The 16,178-nt window shown below is 42.4% G+C and carries 14 protein-coding genes; 3 read left to right on the top strand and 11 right to left on the bottom strand.

All coding sequences use genetic code 11. The features are described from left to right. Window positions 1-180 precede the first annotated feature (180 nt). Window positions 181-1,614, bottom strand: coding sequence for a YfcC family protein (locus tag BLT18_RS04515; RefSeq protein ID WP_091271638.1), 1,434 nt, complete (start codon window positions 1,612-1,614; stop codon window positions 181-183). Between the two features lie 893 nt (window positions 1,615-2,507). Here BLT18_RS04515 and BLT18_RS04510 point away from each other — a divergent pair. Further along, the gene (locus BLT18_RS04510) at window positions 2,508-3,464 is read left to right on the top strand and encodes an SGNH/GDSL hydrolase family protein (RefSeq protein ID WP_091271636.1); all 957 of its coding nucleotides are present in this window, start codon (window positions 2,508-2,510) and stop codon (window positions 3,462-3,464) included. Beyond that, complete coding sequence (locus tag BLT18_RS04505) at window positions 3,461-4,099, top strand: YpmS family protein (protein WP_091271634.1); 639 nt, start codon at window positions 3,461-3,463, stop codon at window positions 4,097-4,099. The genes BLT18_RS04510 and BLT18_RS04505 overlap by 4 nt, the downstream gene beginning before the upstream one ends. 433 nt (window positions 4,100-4,532) lie before the next feature. On the opposite strand, the gene BLT18_RS04495 is transcribed toward BLT18_RS04505, so the two are convergent. The 10 genes from BLT18_RS04495 to BLT18_RS04450 form a co-directional block, all read right to left on the bottom strand. Continuing rightward, window positions 4,533-6,038: a tripartite tricarboxylate transporter permease gene (locus BLT18_RS04495; protein WP_091271630.1), complete on the bottom strand. Its 1,506-nt coding sequence runs from the start codon at window positions 6,036-6,038 to the stop codon at window positions 4,533-4,535. A gap of 21 nt (window positions 6,039-6,059) precedes the next feature. After that, the gene (locus BLT18_RS04490) at window positions 6,060-6,512 is read right to left on the bottom strand and encodes a tripartite tricarboxylate transporter TctB family protein (RefSeq protein WP_091271628.1); all 453 of its coding nucleotides are present in this window, start codon (window positions 6,510-6,512) and stop codon (window positions 6,060-6,062) included. A 55-nt stretch (window positions 6,513-6,567) separates the two neighbouring features. Beyond that, window positions 6,568-7,533, bottom strand: a complete 966-nt coding sequence (locus BLT18_RS04485; protein ID WP_091271624.1) for a Bug family tripartite tricarboxylate transporter substrate binding protein — start codon at window positions 7,531-7,533, stop codon at window positions 6,568-6,570. Window positions 7,534-7,609: 76 nt separating this feature from the next. After that, on the bottom strand, window positions 7,610-8,269 hold the full coding sequence (locus BLT18_RS04480) for an RraA family protein (protein WP_091271623.1): 660 nt from the start codon (window positions 8,267-8,269) through the stop codon (window positions 7,610-7,612). Window positions 8,270-8,287: 18 nt separating this feature from the next. After that, window positions 8,288-8,671 carry a RidA family protein gene (locus BLT18_RS04475; protein WP_091271622.1) on the bottom strand — a complete coding sequence of 128 codons (384 nt, stop codon included), beginning with the start codon at window positions 8,669-8,671 and terminating at the stop codon, window positions 8,288-8,290. 20 nt (window positions 8,672-8,691) lie between these two features. Further along, window positions 8,692-9,915 (bottom strand): Rieske 2Fe-2S domain-containing protein, encoded by a 1,224-nt coding sequence (locus tag BLT18_RS04470; protein WP_175487374.1) that lies wholly within the window; start codon window positions 9,913-9,915, stop codon window positions 8,692-8,694. Between the two features lie 46 nt (window positions 9,916-9,961). Beyond that, window positions 9,962-10,924, bottom strand: coding sequence for a DODA-type extradiol aromatic ring-opening family dioxygenase (locus BLT18_RS04465; RefSeq protein ID WP_091271619.1), 963 nt, complete (start codon window positions 10,922-10,924; stop codon window positions 9,962-9,964). A gap of 32 nt (window positions 10,925-10,956) precedes the next feature. Then, the gene (locus tag BLT18_RS04460; protein WP_091271617.1) at window positions 10,957-11,940 is read right to left on the bottom strand and encodes an amidohydrolase family protein; all 984 of its coding nucleotides are present in this window, start codon (window positions 11,938-11,940) and stop codon (window positions 10,957-10,959) included. A 90-nt stretch (window positions 11,941-12,030) separates the two neighbouring features. Continuing rightward, complete coding sequence (locus tag BLT18_RS04455) at window positions 12,031-12,816, bottom strand: enoyl-CoA hydratase-related protein (protein WP_091271616.1); 786 nt, start codon at window positions 12,814-12,816, stop codon at window positions 12,031-12,033. A gap of 33 nt (window positions 12,817-12,849) precedes the next feature. Beyond that, window positions 12,850-14,037, bottom strand: coding sequence for a CaiB/BaiF CoA transferase family protein (locus tag BLT18_RS04450; protein ID WP_091271614.1), 1,188 nt, complete (start codon window positions 14,035-14,037; stop codon window positions 12,850-12,852). A 201-nt stretch (window positions 14,038-14,238) separates the two neighbouring features. Between BLT18_RS04450 and BLT18_RS04445 the strand changes: the two genes are divergently transcribed. Next, window positions 14,239-16,116 (top strand): sigma 54-interacting transcriptional regulator, encoded by a 1,878-nt coding sequence (locus tag BLT18_RS04445; RefSeq protein WP_091271613.1) that lies wholly within the window; start codon window positions 14,239-14,241, stop codon window positions 16,114-16,116. The last annotated feature ends 62 nt before the right edge of the window (window positions 16,117-16,178 follow it).

The following is a 16,178-nucleotide window of genomic DNA, read 5'->3' as shown; positions in this document are numbered from 1 at the left end:
GTCTAAATAGACGGTAATGTTTTCCACTTGTTACATGCTTTTGACACAAATACTTATCATTTTATACGAAAAAAATGCCTTGATGGTTTCTTTCATCAGGTAAAAACTTCCTAAAAGGTGCTGGCTCATGCAGAAATAAAAAAGGAGGCTGCCTGTTAAGACAGCCTCAGTTTCAAAGAATTACCATCCAATAGATTGGGCGGTAATAAGCGATACAATAGATATAACAAACCATATCCCTATAAGCGGCATCATAAACTTAAGCCATTTTATATAGGAAATGCGGGCTAATGCCAAAAATGCCATAATTAAGCCTACTGGATAAATCAAATTCGTAAACCCATCTCCAAATTGGAAAGCAAGTACCGTTGTCTGACGGGTCACACCAAGCAAGTCAGATAAACCTGCCATAATTGGCATCGTAATTAACGCCTGGCCGCTGCCTGAACCAACTAAGAAATTAAAGAGCGCTTGCACTACAAACATCATGACTGCGGTAATTTCTGTTGGAACGATGCTGACTAATTGACTCGAACCGTAAATCACTGTATCAAGAATGTGACCTTCCTCTAAGATAACGGAAATGGCCCGAGCCAGACCGATAACGACAATGGCAATGACAAATCGTTTAAAACCTTCATTAAATGTTTCCGCTATTTGGCTTGGGCTCAATCCACAAATCAGCCCAAGCGCCATGCCCATAAACGCATACCATCCACCGATTTCAATAAAGTACCATTGCCAGTTCAAAAGACCGTACACCATCACAGCCATTCCGATAAACAAGAAAATGATTCCAGCCATTTGCCTGCCGTTCATCTGCTCGTTATCCGTGGAGTGTTGTTGCATATACTCGGCATCAAAGCCATCTCCGTACACATAGCTTGTTGATGGATCGCGTTCTATTTTTTTCGCATAACGCACCACATAGCCTATGCCAATAAGTAAAACGATTGCCAGAATGATGATGCGCAGGCCGATTCCGGAATAAAGCGGCACCTCCGCAATATCCTGAGCTACTCCTACAGTCGCTGGTGCTGTCAGAGCGACGGAAAGTCCGGCCCCGCAGCCAATGGTCACCATGGCAAATGCAGTAAATCGGTCATAACCAAGTTTGACAACTAACGGTATAACAATGGGAATATATACTAATGCCATTTCAAAGGCACCAGTGATGGTTGTAAAAACTGCCATTGGCACCATCAGGGCCGGTATCACCCAAATACGTTTTGAACGAAACAAGCTGGCAATATATTGGATAACGATGCCTAGAATTCCTGTACGTTCGATAACAGCAAACAACCCGCCAATCATCATTCCCCCAAAGATAAGGTCTCCTGCTTGTACCATTCCAGTGGGTATAGCAAAAATCAAATCAAAAAAGCTGAGATTAGGTGCATCCGTCAACTGAAACGATTCTGGAACAATCATGGACACACCATCTGGAGTCTGCTCTCTTTCAAACTCCCCTTTTGGCACGACAAGGGTTAAGACATACGCAAAAAGGAGCAGCGACACTAAAATGACGTAAACGTGGGGCATTTTCCACTTCGATTTTTCCGGTGCTTGCTTTGACGCCTGTTCTGTATGTACTTTCTCTTTTTTCGCTTCCATGCTGCTTCCCCCTTTTTAGATGATTTTGACAATTCCAGTCGATAAACAAAGGCATGAAGTACCCTTGATAATTTGCAATTTTTATGCCATCCTTTGCAGTCATTGCCATATTCAAGCGTTTGCACCTTATCGATACGTTTCATATTATTTTAACTGTGCAAACAGTAATCTGCACCGTAAAATTTTTCACCCTTTCGTAAAAAATTTTTTACAAAGAAAAGCGTAAGTACCTTGCAAGGGAGACGTTCGGCTACGGTGAAGGAACTTTGGTAAGGTTCTTCGGTAAGGTTCTTCGGTAAGGTTCTTCTACTAAGAACGCACACGTCCTGTGTGCAACGTAGAAGTCACCATATCCTATGGAAGCACGTCCTGTGGCGGGCGTTGAAGTCACCATATCCTGTGGAAGTATCTCCTGTTGACAACGCCGAACTTTTATACTTTCTTACTCTATAAGAAAAGCGGCCAGCACCCTGAAAAAAGAAGCTCGGGCTAAGGAGAAAAATCTCCGTCCTGAGAGCCTGCAAACTGCCTCGCTGCAACGTATACGGCTTCTCTCCAAAGGATTGATAACACAATGATCTGCCTGTGCTGCGTCAGGACAAAAATAAGCAACGCCGCATCTTCTGTGCATGACGTTGCTCTTCTGCATTCCTTTTTCTCCTTTTATGTAAGGTATAGCCTGCTTCCGCTTGGTCAAAACTTCATATTGTCCCTCTATTAAACATTTGCGGACACACTGATACATTTATCGGCCTTCGTGTCGTGATGCAAAGCTCCTAATTCCTTCATGTCTATCGAATTCCTTAAACTACTATTCTACATTCTGTTAAAATAAAAATTATCATATCATTAGATAACGGATGGGATGTAGGAGAATATGATGGTGATAAACAATGAAAAAAAATAAATTATGGTTATACAGCTTCATACTGTTTTTATTGTGCATTTTAGGAGCATGGGCGGTAAACAATATGACGTCTGCAGCAGGGGAAGACAGCTCCCGTCCTTTCAGCAGCGTGTCCCAGCCTTTGGACCATCCCAAAAAACATACTCCTATGGACGAGTACCATGCGAAAGAGGCGGTTGAGACTGCTTCTGTTTCCCAATCTTCCATGATTGAAAACCATGTCCAGACAGCCGTTGCAGAAATGGTGCAAGAACATCGGTCTGAACACATTGACACTAGTGTCAATATGGTAGCCATCGGTGATTCCCTTACACAAGGTGTCGGTGATGCTACGAACAATGAAGGATATATTGGTATTTTAGAAAGAATAATCAGCAGCAGCAGCGTTCCGCCTGTAAACTTTACCATTGAAAATTACGGCAAACGCGGTAACCGGACGGATCAGCTTGTTCAGCGTATGCAGGAACCGGAGATAAGTACATCCATTAAAAATGCAGACGTAATTCTCATCACTATTGGTGCAAATGACATCATGCACATTTTTCGCTCCAACCTCCAGAATCTCACATATGACGTATTTGCCGATGCTTCCGCTGACTACGAAAACCGTCTGGAAGAAGTGTTTGAAACGATTCGTGCCAAAAATGAAGATGCCTCTGTCTATCTTGTCGGCCTGTTCAATCCATTTCATCTGTACTTTGACCACATCCCCGAATTAAATCAAATTGTAAAAGACTGGAATGAGATTGGAAATGACATCACAGCAGAAGATGAACAAGCTGCATTCATTCCGCTTGATGATGTGTTTCAATCAGCGGACGAGAGTTACTTTGCCGAGGACAACTTTCATCCAAGCAGCAAAGGATATGTAGAAATAGCCAAGCGCGTATTTGAATATATTAAACCAGAAGTACTCCCAGCAGAAGGTGAAGACACACAATGATTACCCGCTTAAAACGAATGAATAGATGGAAAATATCCTTTTTCCTCTTGCTTGCGGTAAATATCGTCGTTATGTTTTGGTTATATATGCAGTTTAATGCTGACCCGGATGAACCGATATTTTTGCCGCGTAACCAGTCCGAAGCAACCGATGTCGAGTTTTCGATTGTAACAGACAAAAACAATTTAAATCAGCTGATTAACCGGTATATTAATGAATTTTATGATGGGCAACGGGCTCCTTACTCTATAGAACTCGATGATGGCGTACACTTGAGTGGTTCGATTCGAGCATTCGGCCAGCAGATTCCGGCAACCGTCGTGCTAAAACCACTCGTGCAAGAAAATGGAGATTTAGTGTTAAAACAAGAATCTATTAGTCTTGGACAGCTGCAGCTTCCTAACCGCCAAGTATTAAATTATATTAAGAAAAACTATGAAATGCCGGAGTGGATTGAGGTCAATCCCGACCGCGAAGACATTTATGTAGCCGTTACAGAAATCAGCAATTCCCAAAATATCGAAGTGAAAGCAGAACAATTCAGCCTGACAAATGACCGCATCTCATTTAGTATTCATACGTCTTATGAAAGCCTTCCATTTAACAAAAACACTATCATGAATTATTTTCAATAAAGAACAGTGCCAGCGCCTGAAAAGAAAGAATGTCGGCTAGGCATGCGAGATACTCTTATAAAAAAAGCGTGCTGTCCTTTCCTGTCCATAAAGCAAAACGAGAATGACCTATTCTTTGGAAACGGTCATTCTCGTTTTTTATTTTACTGCCCTTCAAATGTGTCACGTCACATCCCATCATCACACCCCCCTCTCCTCTTTTCCCCCTTTCGATTTACCATAAATGAAATAACTTATACTGTGCTTTGCCTTTGCAGAACTTACATGTGCATCTCCTATGTTCGGAGAGCTTTCCAATGTGAGGAATAATTGTCGCTTGTAACCCTTTTACTACATGGTTTTTACAAACAAACAGCATTTTCCCATCTCCCTTCATCACATCAGGATGCATGAAAAAATGAGCAGGCATCCACGTATCCCCATCATTTTTCTTTTAAGACGAAATGCCACTTGAATTGGACGTTGTTTCCTGTTTGTTTCTATTAAGCTTAGTTATGATGGTAATCAAAATTAATGCAGTTATCATCAATAATATGACAAGTGAATAGGGTCTTGTGACAAAAATCAGATAACTGCCGTCAGACATAATCAGCGATCGCCGAACATTCGATTCAATAATTGGTCCTAAAATAAATGCTAATACAAATGACGGAATGGAGAAGCGAAGCTTAATAAGAAAGAAAGCACATAACCCTAATATTAACGCCACCCATACATCAAAATATGAGCTTTGTGCGGTATATACCCCTATAATCGATAACATCAAGATGACAGGTACTAGAATAGAAGCGGGAATCGTTAATACTCTGGCAAACCATGGTGTTAATATTTTTCCGGTAATAAACATCGCAACAGTTGTTAAAAAGAACCCGACGAAAATGCCATATGTCAAAGCTGGTTCATTTGTTATCACTTCAGGACCCGGCTGAATACCATGAATCACAAAAGCCCCTAAGATCACAGCGGTAGCAGCTGACCCAGGTATACCTAATGTTAATAACGGCAGAAGCGCTCCGCCGACAGAAGCATTGTTGGCCGCTTCTGGTGCCGCAATCCCTTCCGGACTTCCTTTTCCAAATTGCTCTTTGTGTTTGGAAGATTTCTTGGCAATCGCATAAGCAAACCAAGAAGAAGCCCCTGGTCCAATTCCCGGAATGATGCCCATAATCGTCCCAGTTATCGAACCAATCCCCATCGGCTTTGCGGTTTTTGTCATTTCCGGAAGAGATAACCTTACTTTTTTCCCTTCTCTATCGACGTTCCGCTTTTTATTTAAGTTTTTATTGATCATGGTCAATATTTCACTAATCGCAAACACACCTGTAATGACAGCAATAATATTTAAACCATCAATCAGTCCATTAAACCCTTCTGTAAAACGCAGCGCCCCGGTGAAATCATCCATTCCAATCGTTGCTGCCATCAGGCCAAGCACGACAGAAATAAGACTTTTCGTTATATCTTGAGAGCTGAGCGCTCCCACTCCTGCAAGACCTAAAAGGCCGATCAGTGCGAATTCAGGTGCGGAAAGCTGTAAAGCAAACGAAGCCATTGGAGCTGCTAATGTGGTTAAGATTACGGCGCCGAATACACCACCCATGGTAGATGCTGTGAGAGAATACGCTAATGCTTTTCCAGGGGAATTGCTGCGGGCAAGCGGTGTTCCATCCATTAACGTAGCTGTAGCAGCAGGTGTGCCGGGAATACCAAGTGTAATCGATGATATCGATCCTCCGTATTCTGCTGCTTGATAGGTGGCAAGCAGCAGTAATATAGCAAATAACGGTTCCATATTATAGGTCAGAGGAAGCAGAATAACAATGGCCACCATAGCGCCTATTCCAGGTAAAGATCCTGCAAACATTCCAACAAATGTACCGCAAAGAATGACAAAGATTAATAACGCAATGTCAATAATATCCAGGTGCAAAAATTCCATCCCCAACCTCCTTTTTTCCCTTTAGAACCTTACTGTCATGACAAGGTCAAACACAACATAGAAAAATAGAGACAATCCGAATGCCATTGCCGCATTAGCAGCAACAATCCGCACATTCATGCCTGTTGAAAAGCGGTAAATTGTAAATAAAACGAGTAAAAATAGAAAGGTTTGCAGATAGAAAAATCCAAAGGTACTTACGCTGGCAACAAATAAAACAGTCACCATAATCGTAGCAGCGAGAAGTTTTTTACTAGGCAGTTCAATTTTTTCTTCATCTTTAGAATATAACGTCTGCAAAAAACTAATTCCACAAAGCACAAACAGGGCTATTGATAAAACATTGGGAAAATAACCAGGTCCAATCGTGTCTTGATTCGCTGCCCCGGACAAATCGTTTGCTTGCATCCAGTAACGAGCCCCTATCAATATGAGAACTATCAGCACAACGTAGGTTGCTTTTTTTTGGCTCATCAATACAGCGCCTCCTTCCTGATTTGGCAGATAAGAAGTGGTGCATCCGCCGTATTTATTCAATCAACCCTGCTGTTTTTAAAATCTTTTCATCGGTTTGAAAGGTAGAGGTAATTTGCTCTTGAAATTCCTTTGCGTCTGCATAGACAGCTTCATATCCCAGCTGTTCAAATTCTTTCTGTAAATCAGGATCATCAAGTGCTTTTTTGAAAACCTCATCTAAGATGTCTGCTTTTTCTTCAGGCAGTCCTTTTGGTGCGATTAATCCAACCATTTTATTATCTTCAATCTCTACACCTTTTTCTTTTAATGTTGGAATATCTCCTTTTATATCTCTTCCAGTAGAGCTGAACAGCGGACGGACATTTCCATCGTCAAGATGTGTCTTCATACCAGGGACAGTCCCCACTGTTGCATCTACGTGCCCCCCCAATAGAGCTGTTGTTGCTTCTGCAAAACCATCAAACGGAACGATGTCAAAATCTATTCCGGCTTCTGCTTGTATGGTCTCAAGTAACGGCACTGCTCCTGGCACAGCAGACACTTTAAAGTCACCTGGATTCTTTTTTACATAATCAAGCCAGTCATCAAAAGATTCCCACGGGGCATCATCGTTAACAAACATATAGCCATCTACCTGCAATACTTTCATGATTGGCTGAAAGCTGTCGTGATTATAGGACACATGCCCGTAGTGGGGTTCGGCTGTAATCGCGGACGTTTGTACAAAACCGAGCGTGTAACCGTCTGGATCTGCATGAAATACTTCTGTCACCCCGGCCGTATTCGCTCCCCCCGTCTTATTAATGAGGGCAAAGGATTGTTCGTTTGGCAAGTATTGCTCCGCATATTTGGTTAATGTACGTGCAGCCCCATCGTAATTGCCGCCAGCTGGAAAAGGTAAAATGATTTCAATTGCCTTTTCTGGATATTCTTCTTCGCGGCCTGATGTCTGCTCTGAACATCCGCTTATAATAAGTAATAAAACCGCCATATAAATAATTAAGCAATGTTTTTTCATGTGCCGGCCTCCCCCTTATGTAATGACACCGTTTTCAAAACGAAGGGGAAGTATGCTTTCCCCTTCGAAAAACGGCTTACTCCTCTTGCAGCATCGTTTCATAGTTTTTCCCCATCACCGAACTCACAGGGACTCCCTGCCTGATGCTTTGCGCCATTTTTTCTTCCTTTTTCATAATCTCTTCTGCCTTGTCTATCACTTCTTTTGCTATTTTTTCGGGAATAAATACAACCCCGCTTCTGTCCGCGATAACCAGGTCGTTTGGCTTCACATCGATTCCTGCTACCGTAATTGGTTCATTACATGATTCTTCTGCAATTCTTCCCCTTGCTGTAACGGGAACAGCACTCGCTGCATAAGCCGGAAACTGCAAAGACCACATCTCATCCACATCCCGCAGTGCTCCGTCGATAATAATGCCGCTGATTCCTTTTTGTGAAGCTGCTACAGATAAATTCCCTCCCCAGCCAGCAACATCTGTTCTTCCATGTTCAACGACAATAACATCTCCATGGGAGGCAGCTTCCACAGCAGCGGTGCCTAAATGGCGGGAAGAAGGAGGAGCCGAGTCTTTCGACGTAAGTTTTACGGTAATCGCTCTGCCCGTAATTTTCTTTGCCACCGACACCTGCTTGATCCCAAGAGCTGCTCCTTGTATTCCTAACGAATCTAATGCATCGGATACAGCGCATGTATCCAGATGGCTGAGTTTTTCTACGAATATATCTTCTGGCATAACGTTGCTCCTTTCTTTTCACAGCACGGCTGTAATTTCTACTTGTGCACACATTCCGCGGCGAAGATCTTTCACCGTGATATGCCGGGCCGGCCGATCATCAGGGTCAGGAAACATTTCCCGCCAGCCGTCATTAAACAACGATCGTACGCTGTCATCTTTTAAGTAAACCGATAGTTTAATAATATCTTTAGGAGATCCTCCTGCTTCTTCCATAAACTGCTTGATGTTTTCAAATAAACACGTTATCTGCTGCTGTTCATCTTCTGGCAGCTCATCAGTTCTTGCGTCTTTTCCCATAATGGCAGAAGAACAGACGAAAGAACCGATTCTAGCCCCCATCGGAATAGGAGCCTTTCCGTGCGTGACACCTGAAAGCTGAACCGATTTCTTTGCTGTCATTGAAATATCCCCCTTTGTTTTTATTTTGGTGTATTGCGCCAATCTTCTTCCTGAGGCAGCACACCATTGGTCGACCGGATATTGAAATAATCAACCTCTTCATCTAACCCCTTTGGCACTTTATCTTCCTGCATATCTTTTAAGCCCTTTAACAGATGTCTTCGAATTCTTGTAATCAGCATATCGCTTGAGCCTAAATATTCTTTGGAACGATCAACAATTTTTCCCATGCCTTCGTTAATAACATAATCTTCTACCAGGACTCCGTACAGACCCGTAAAATGATCTTTCATTTTAGAGCGATCTTGTTTCCATCTCTCTTCATAGCTTCCTTCATAAAAATTATCGACAGGGTTATTCGGATCAATGCCAAATTGTCTTTCAATGATCGCTGCATCTTCAAATGTCAACTCACGATTGTAATTATAGAATACGAACCATTGCACAGAACGGTAATCGTCAATTGGAATAACCATTGAGCCGACATGATTTTCTTCTGGCGATTTTGGTATGAATGAATACCACGGCTGGACATACTCAGAAATTCTTACGTATTTATCACCATTTGGCATATTGCGTAAAGCACCAGCTCGATACCCGTATGGCTGCGGATCAATTTCATACCTCGGCGATAAATCATATTTTGTTTTCGATACTGTTGCACCGACCTTTTCTGTCCATGATTTATGCAGCACCGATACATGCGCAGAATCCAATGTTCCCTCTAAAATTTGCAGCCAGTTGCAGTCCACTTCGGCAATCCGGATTAACAAATTGGACTCAGGCAGGTTGTTAAATTCAAAGTCTGGAAATTGTGTCGGCTCTCCTTCACCGAGCCATACCCAGACAATGCCTCCTGCTTCACGTACTTTATAGTGTTTTAGCGGTACTTTTTTACAAAAAGACTCCATGCGCTCTGCTGGTTCCGTAGGTGCTTCCACGCACTGCCCCGACACGTCAAATTTCCAGCCGTGAAACAAACATGTTAAAGCATTATCTTCATTACGTCCTAGCGCAAGCGATGTCCCCCGGTGCGGACATGCTTCATCAAAAAAGCCAACTTGTCCATTATCTGCTCGAAACGCAACATAACTCTCTCCAAATAATGTTACGCGTACCGGCTCTCCCCCGCTTTCCAGGCGTCCGGCACGTACAGCCGGCACCCAGAATTGTTTCATGAACATTGCCATTGGGGCGTCTCCTGTCACCCGTGTTAATAATTCATTATTTTCTTTTGATAGCATAATAATCTCCTCCCTCATCACTATCATTTATCATCTGCATTTGTTGTTACTGCCAGTAAACAAATCCCATCCCACATCCTGTTCCTGCCATGGAACGGTATGTAGGAATATAATCCACCAATTCCATATCTAAATGTTCGAGTGCTCCTGCTGCAGCAATCCAATTTAAAATTTCAGACGTTCCAGAAACAAATCTCTCTTTTGGTATCGAGGTCAGTGCTTCTTCATCCTTTGTTTTAATGCCTTGTAAAATGCGCTGATCCAGTTCTTCATCTATTTCAAAGTGGGTTAACCCGCCGGAAGCAATAACAGCTACCGTTTGATCACTGTCCCATGATTCAATTGCTTTTCGAACCGCTTTTCCGAAATCATAACAGCGCTTTGGACTCGGAACATTCGGAGCAAAGAAGGTATTGATCATAACCGGAACCATTTTTGTTGGAGGTTTATCTTTTTGCAGCCTGCGGCGTACAAAAGTATGAGCATGCCCAATTGAACGTCCCTCGGGTTGTTCACTGAATTGAGAAACATCAAAATTTTCTTCCATCAATGTTTCGATAATATGTTTGCCAAGCTCGCTTTCTGTCGGATATGCTTCTGGTTCCTCACCATGCCTTGCCCAATAAGCTGGACGAATCGACTCTGGCAGAACCTCTTTATCATGAGGCAGGTCATAAATTTCATCTCCCCAGAAGACGGAAAATGCCGGCATATTGTCCCGTAAAAATAATTCTTTTTGATCGTCTCCCATGACAACAAGTACATCTGGAGACACTGCTTCCAATGTATCACTAAGCTTTTTTATCGAAGCTTCACAGTCATCATATTTTCTCTGCCATACTTCTGGTGTTAAGTGACTCTCTAACCAGTCTGGAGCATTAGCCGCCAAACGTTCATAATCAATGTCAGGATTGTATTTATCTCGTTCTGCATGCAGCTTCCACACATCAACAGGCGTGCTCAACTGCGGACTGTGGGATGCCCCCATTCCTAAAACAATTTTCGCCATAAAACCGCCTCCGTTCCATAATTTAAAATTTTTTAAATATTTAAGTTATATAATTTTTTTGCATTTCCCTCAAAAACTTTCATCTTATCTTCTTCAGTTAAAAACTCGATGCTTTCAATCACCGGCTTTAAATCATCAAACGTATGTCCCGTTTCTGGATTCATCACAGAACCCGTGCCTGGGTTTTCGGTGCCAAATAACAAGTTATCGCTGCCAATCACTTTAAATGCGAGTTCTAGTGCTTCTTTGGAGTAGTTCACTGTATCAAAGTACAGCTGTTTAACACTTTCATCAAAGTCAGGTTTATTCGAACGCAGCCGCCACGCTCGAAAGCGTCCCATGTGAAATGGTATAGCTCCCCCTGTGTGGGAAACAACAAACTTTAAGTTTGGAAAATGTTCGAACACATCAGATTCTAAAAGAGACATAATAGCGATGCTTTCTTCATTAATAAAATGCAATGTGTAAGATTCTCTAGGTGAACAGCACGAAGCGGAATGAATTAAAATAGGAACATCCAGCTTCTCAATCTCTTCGTAAAGCGGATACCAATATTCATCCCCAAGCCCGGGCGGGTCAGGTGCTCCTCCTTCCATTGGGTCAGGGTTTAACTGGACGCCGACAAAGCCTAACTCTTCCACACATCGTTTTAATTCCGGAATGCAGTCTCGTATGTCCGCTCCAGGGTGTTGTGGAAGTCCTGCAACTCCCCGAAAATAGCCCGGCTGCAGCTCGACCTGGCGTGCAATAACGTTATTAACAAATTCGGTCCACAAATGCGAAACTCGTTCGGGCTTAATCGAGTGCATCGCCAGATACGGACGAGGTGAAATGAACTGCATATCGGTACCGACTTTATTTAAAAGCTCAATATGTTTTAACAGCTGATTATTTATCGCTTCATCGTTTAACTCTGGAAATTTATCAAACGGATTTCCACGGCTCCCTAACAGCCTTCCTTGAAATTGATACACTTCAGGCGGCGCAACCGTATGACCATGTATATCAATAATCATATACATTTGACTCCTTTCATCATAAACGTGTCTTATTTTTTATTATTCAGCATTATTTTCTATAAACCTGCAATATTTGTTTAAAAAATATCAATTTTCTGTGAAATTTGGCGAACGTTTTTCTAAAAATGCCCGCACTCCTTCTTTGTAATCTTCCGAGCTGTAAGAGCTGTCTATCATTTGTTTTAGTGCACCAGAAGGCTCCCGGTACCCGCGCGACCATTCATCTATGGCTTGTTTTGCTCCTTTTACCGTGCGCTGCGAACGTTTTGTCAGCATTTTTGCGTATTCGTATGTTTTTTCAATGATTTCCTCGTCTGCATAAAGATGATCAACTAATCCGATCTGATACGCTTCCTGCGCCCCAACAATACGCCCGGAAAACAGCAGATCTTTAGCTCGTGATGGTCCGACGATATCAGCTAAATTCTTTGTGCTCGAATACATATAAATAATTCCCAGTTTAGCTGGTGTAATGCCAAACAAACCATTGTGAGCACTGAACCGCATATCCGCAGCTAAAGCGATAATACACCCTCCCCCGATACAATGGCGTTGTATCGCTGCTATCGATGGTTTTGAAAATTTCATAAGAGCAGCTTCGGCTTCTTCCACTGCCCGATTATATTCAGCTTCCCCTTCTTCTGTTGCCCGTACTGTTTGAAACTCCCCAACGTCAGCACCAGCAATAAATACCGAGTCATCTACTCCTCGTATAACGAGCGCCTGCACCTCTGTATCGTTTTCTATCTCGTGAAGAAGACGGGGGAAAGCACGCCACATATCGTAGTGAAATGCATTCTTTTTCTCCGGCCGGTTAATAAAAAGAGTGGCAACACCTGCTTCTTTTTTTACGAATAAATCGTTCTTTTCCATATTTACTTCCTCCCCCTGCAGCCTGTTGTCTGCTTATACAATCGCTTTGTGTTTCAACCTTTCTATCTCGGCTTTGGAATAATCCAGCTCTTCTAGTATATGATCAGTGTGCTGGCCAAGCATAGGGGCTGGAAGGCGAAATTCAGCAGGGGATTTGGACATCTTTGCGGGAAACCCTAATGTTTTCATCAAGCCCACTTCAGGATGATCATAATCGATTACCATTTCCCGGTGCTGTGTCTGCTCATTGTGCAAGGTTTCTTCATAATTTAAAATCGGTCCGCATGGAACACCTTGTTTTTCTAAACGTTTCAGCCACACATCGGAAGGCTGTGTTGTTAAAACAGCTTCTATTTCTTTTTCTAGTTCCTCCACATTTTCAATACGGTCATTTCCTGTAGCAAACCTTGGATCGTTTTGCCATTGCGGCCTTTCTACAACATGGTGACAAAAACGTTCCCACATCCGTTCATTCACAATGCCTAACAAAATAAACCCTGACTGCGTTTTATAAGCTTGATATGGAGCAATCCGCCGATGTCTTGACCCACTTGGAACAGGAATTTCACCTTTTCCAAAATAAGCGGCTGCCTCCCACACTGTCCATGCCAGGGCTGAATCAACTAAAGAAACATCGATATACTGTCCTTCGTGATGCTTTAGTTTGTAAATGTAGGCAAATAAAATATGATACAACGCCGTTATCCCAGCTCCAATATCATGTACAGGCACTCCTACTTTTACAGGACGGCCATTTGACTCTCCTGTCATACTCATAATACCTGACATTCCCTGTGCCATAATATCAAGCCCTGCTTTATGCTTGTACGGACCTGTTTGGCCAAACCCTGAAATCGAACAGTAGATAATATCTGGATTTTTCTCTTTTATCGTTTCATAGTCAATTCCGAGCTTTTTGGTAACACCGGGCCGGTAATTTTCTACAATCACATCCGCTGTTTTAGCGAGCCGGTAAAACACTTCCTGCCCCTCTTCTGTCGTTAAATCCAGCCTGATTCCTTGTTTGTTGCGATTTATCACAGAAAATCCGTAACTCATTCCGCTTTGAAATGGAGCCATTTGCCGAATGAGGTCACCTTCTGGATATTGCTCCACTTTAATCACTTCAGCCCCCATGTCACCAAGTACCATGGTGCAGTATGGGCCAGCTAAAACGTGTGATAAGTCTAACACTCTAACGCCTTCTAACGGCTGCATCATCTCTCCCTCCTTTTTTTAAGGTTACTTATAATAAAAGCAAATTCCATGCCAACCTGTAAAACCCCCCACTGCAGCAGATTCACGATTTTTTTATGTTTTATCTGCTGTTTCTTGTGAAACGTATCATGTTTCATACGTTTCAAAAAATTCAGTATAGTTGTATAATAGAAATAACTTTCATTTGTTGAAGGAGACAGGACTATGCATCCTAAAATTTATATCGTTGGATTTCCGCAATTTTCGGACTTAGCTCGAGAAAATCTAAAAACGCTGCCACCTTGGCTGGACTACCAAATTAAAGAACTGCCGCTTGAACTTTTAGAAAATGACTCTTCTATCGAAAAACTGCAGTCTCTTTTTGAACCAGGAGCCGTAATTATCAGCGGCGTTCACCTCGCACGTTACCTGAAAAAACGCATTTCCAACTTTATTATTCCGGTCAGGGTTACAACGTATGATTTGTTGAAAGTAGCAGAGAGAACAGGTTCTAAAGATATTGTTGTTATGAACTACGGAGACAACATTAATGAAATCTATAAAATGTCATACTTGCTTCATGTACGTATCCGGCAAATTGCTTTTAACACGAAAGAAGAAGCCTATCAGATTTTCAAAGAATTGAAGGAAGAAGGCGTCACGTTTGTTGCAGGAGGAAGCTGGGTTTGTGAGAATGCGAAGGACTTCGGATTGGATAGCATATTTTATTATTCGCCACGAGCGATATCAGCTGCTTTCAATGACGCTATGAACATTTTAAGAGCCTACCGAAGCGAATTAGAAAAAATGACACTGTTCAAAACGATATTAGATATTAATCGAAGCGGCATTATTTCTACCGATTCTGATTTAACTGTCCGGGTTATTAATAAAATGACAGAACAGCTGCTTGGTATAAAGAGTCAGCACGTTGTTGGAAAACACCTGTATGATCTTGTTCCATCTTTACAAGAAAAACAGCTGCCGTCTGAAAGCGGCACAGGCCAGTTTCATATTATCTTCGAACATCACACCACCCGTTTCATTGCCGATATGGCCCCTATCGACTTAAACGGGGAACTGATGGGATACTTGTTATCTATCAATACAGCGACAAGCATTCAAAAAGCCGAGCAGAAAATACGGAAAAATATAACGAAACGGCCGATGACGGCCAATTACCATTTTGACGACATCATTGGCTCCAGCGCCGCTGTTCAAGACACTAAACAGCAGGCACGAAAATTCAGCAGCGAAGATTCATCTATTTTAATTCACGGCGAATCCGGTACAGGGAAAGAACTGTTTGCTCAAAGCATTCATAACGCAAGCCCCCGCAAAAATCAGCCATTTGTTGCGGTTAACTGTGCCGCTCTTCCAGAAAATTTAATCGACAGCGAACTATTTGGTTATGAAGAAGGTTCCTTTACCGGTGCTCGCAAAGGCGGGAAAACCGGTCTTTTTGAACTTGCTCATCAAGGGACGATTTTTTTGGATGAAATTAGCGAGCTGCCGCTGCACCTGCAGTCAAGACTGCTGCGTGTGTTACAAGAAGAGGAAATTGTGAGAGTCGGCGGCAATCAAATTATTCCGGTCGATGTCCGAATTATTACCGCTTCTAATAAAAACCTGCTTGATTGTATTAAGGAAGGCCGTTTTCGTGAGGATTTGTATTTTCGAATCAGCGTCCTTCCACTCTATATCCCTCCTTTACGTGAGCGGGAACACGACATTGTCGAGTTGTTTCAATTTTTTATAAGGAACAACAAAGCCCTTCATTCTCTCGATCTTGATTTGCTTTTGCAATATCATTGGCCCGGGAACATTCGTGAGCTGGAGAATGTCGCCAAACGTTTTGAAGTGCTCTGTAAAGGTGAGACGTTAACGAGCGAAACGGTTCAACGAACGCTGTATCATTCTCTCTTTCCAAGTCATGCATTATCACCTTTTGAGGAATATGAACAACAACGCTTGTCTGAATCTGAACAAATTAAACAAGCGTTACATAAGGCAAATGGCAATAAAGAACAAGCAGCTAAACTTCTTGGCATCAGCCGTACAACATTATGGAGACGCATGAAAGAGAACCACTTGCAGCTTTAGCATTACGGTGCTTCACTAGTAACGGCTTCCACTCTATAACAGAATAAACAGCATTCTGACAA

This window comes from Alteribacillus persepolensis, assembly GCF_900099605.1.
In the GTDB taxonomy this organism is placed as follows: Bacteria; Bacillota; Bacilli; order Bacillales; family Marinococcaceae; genus Alteribacillus; species Alteribacillus persepolensis.
The sequence above is the reverse complement of the archived record's forward strand: the minus strand, read 5'-3'. Positions and strand labels throughout refer to the sequence as shown.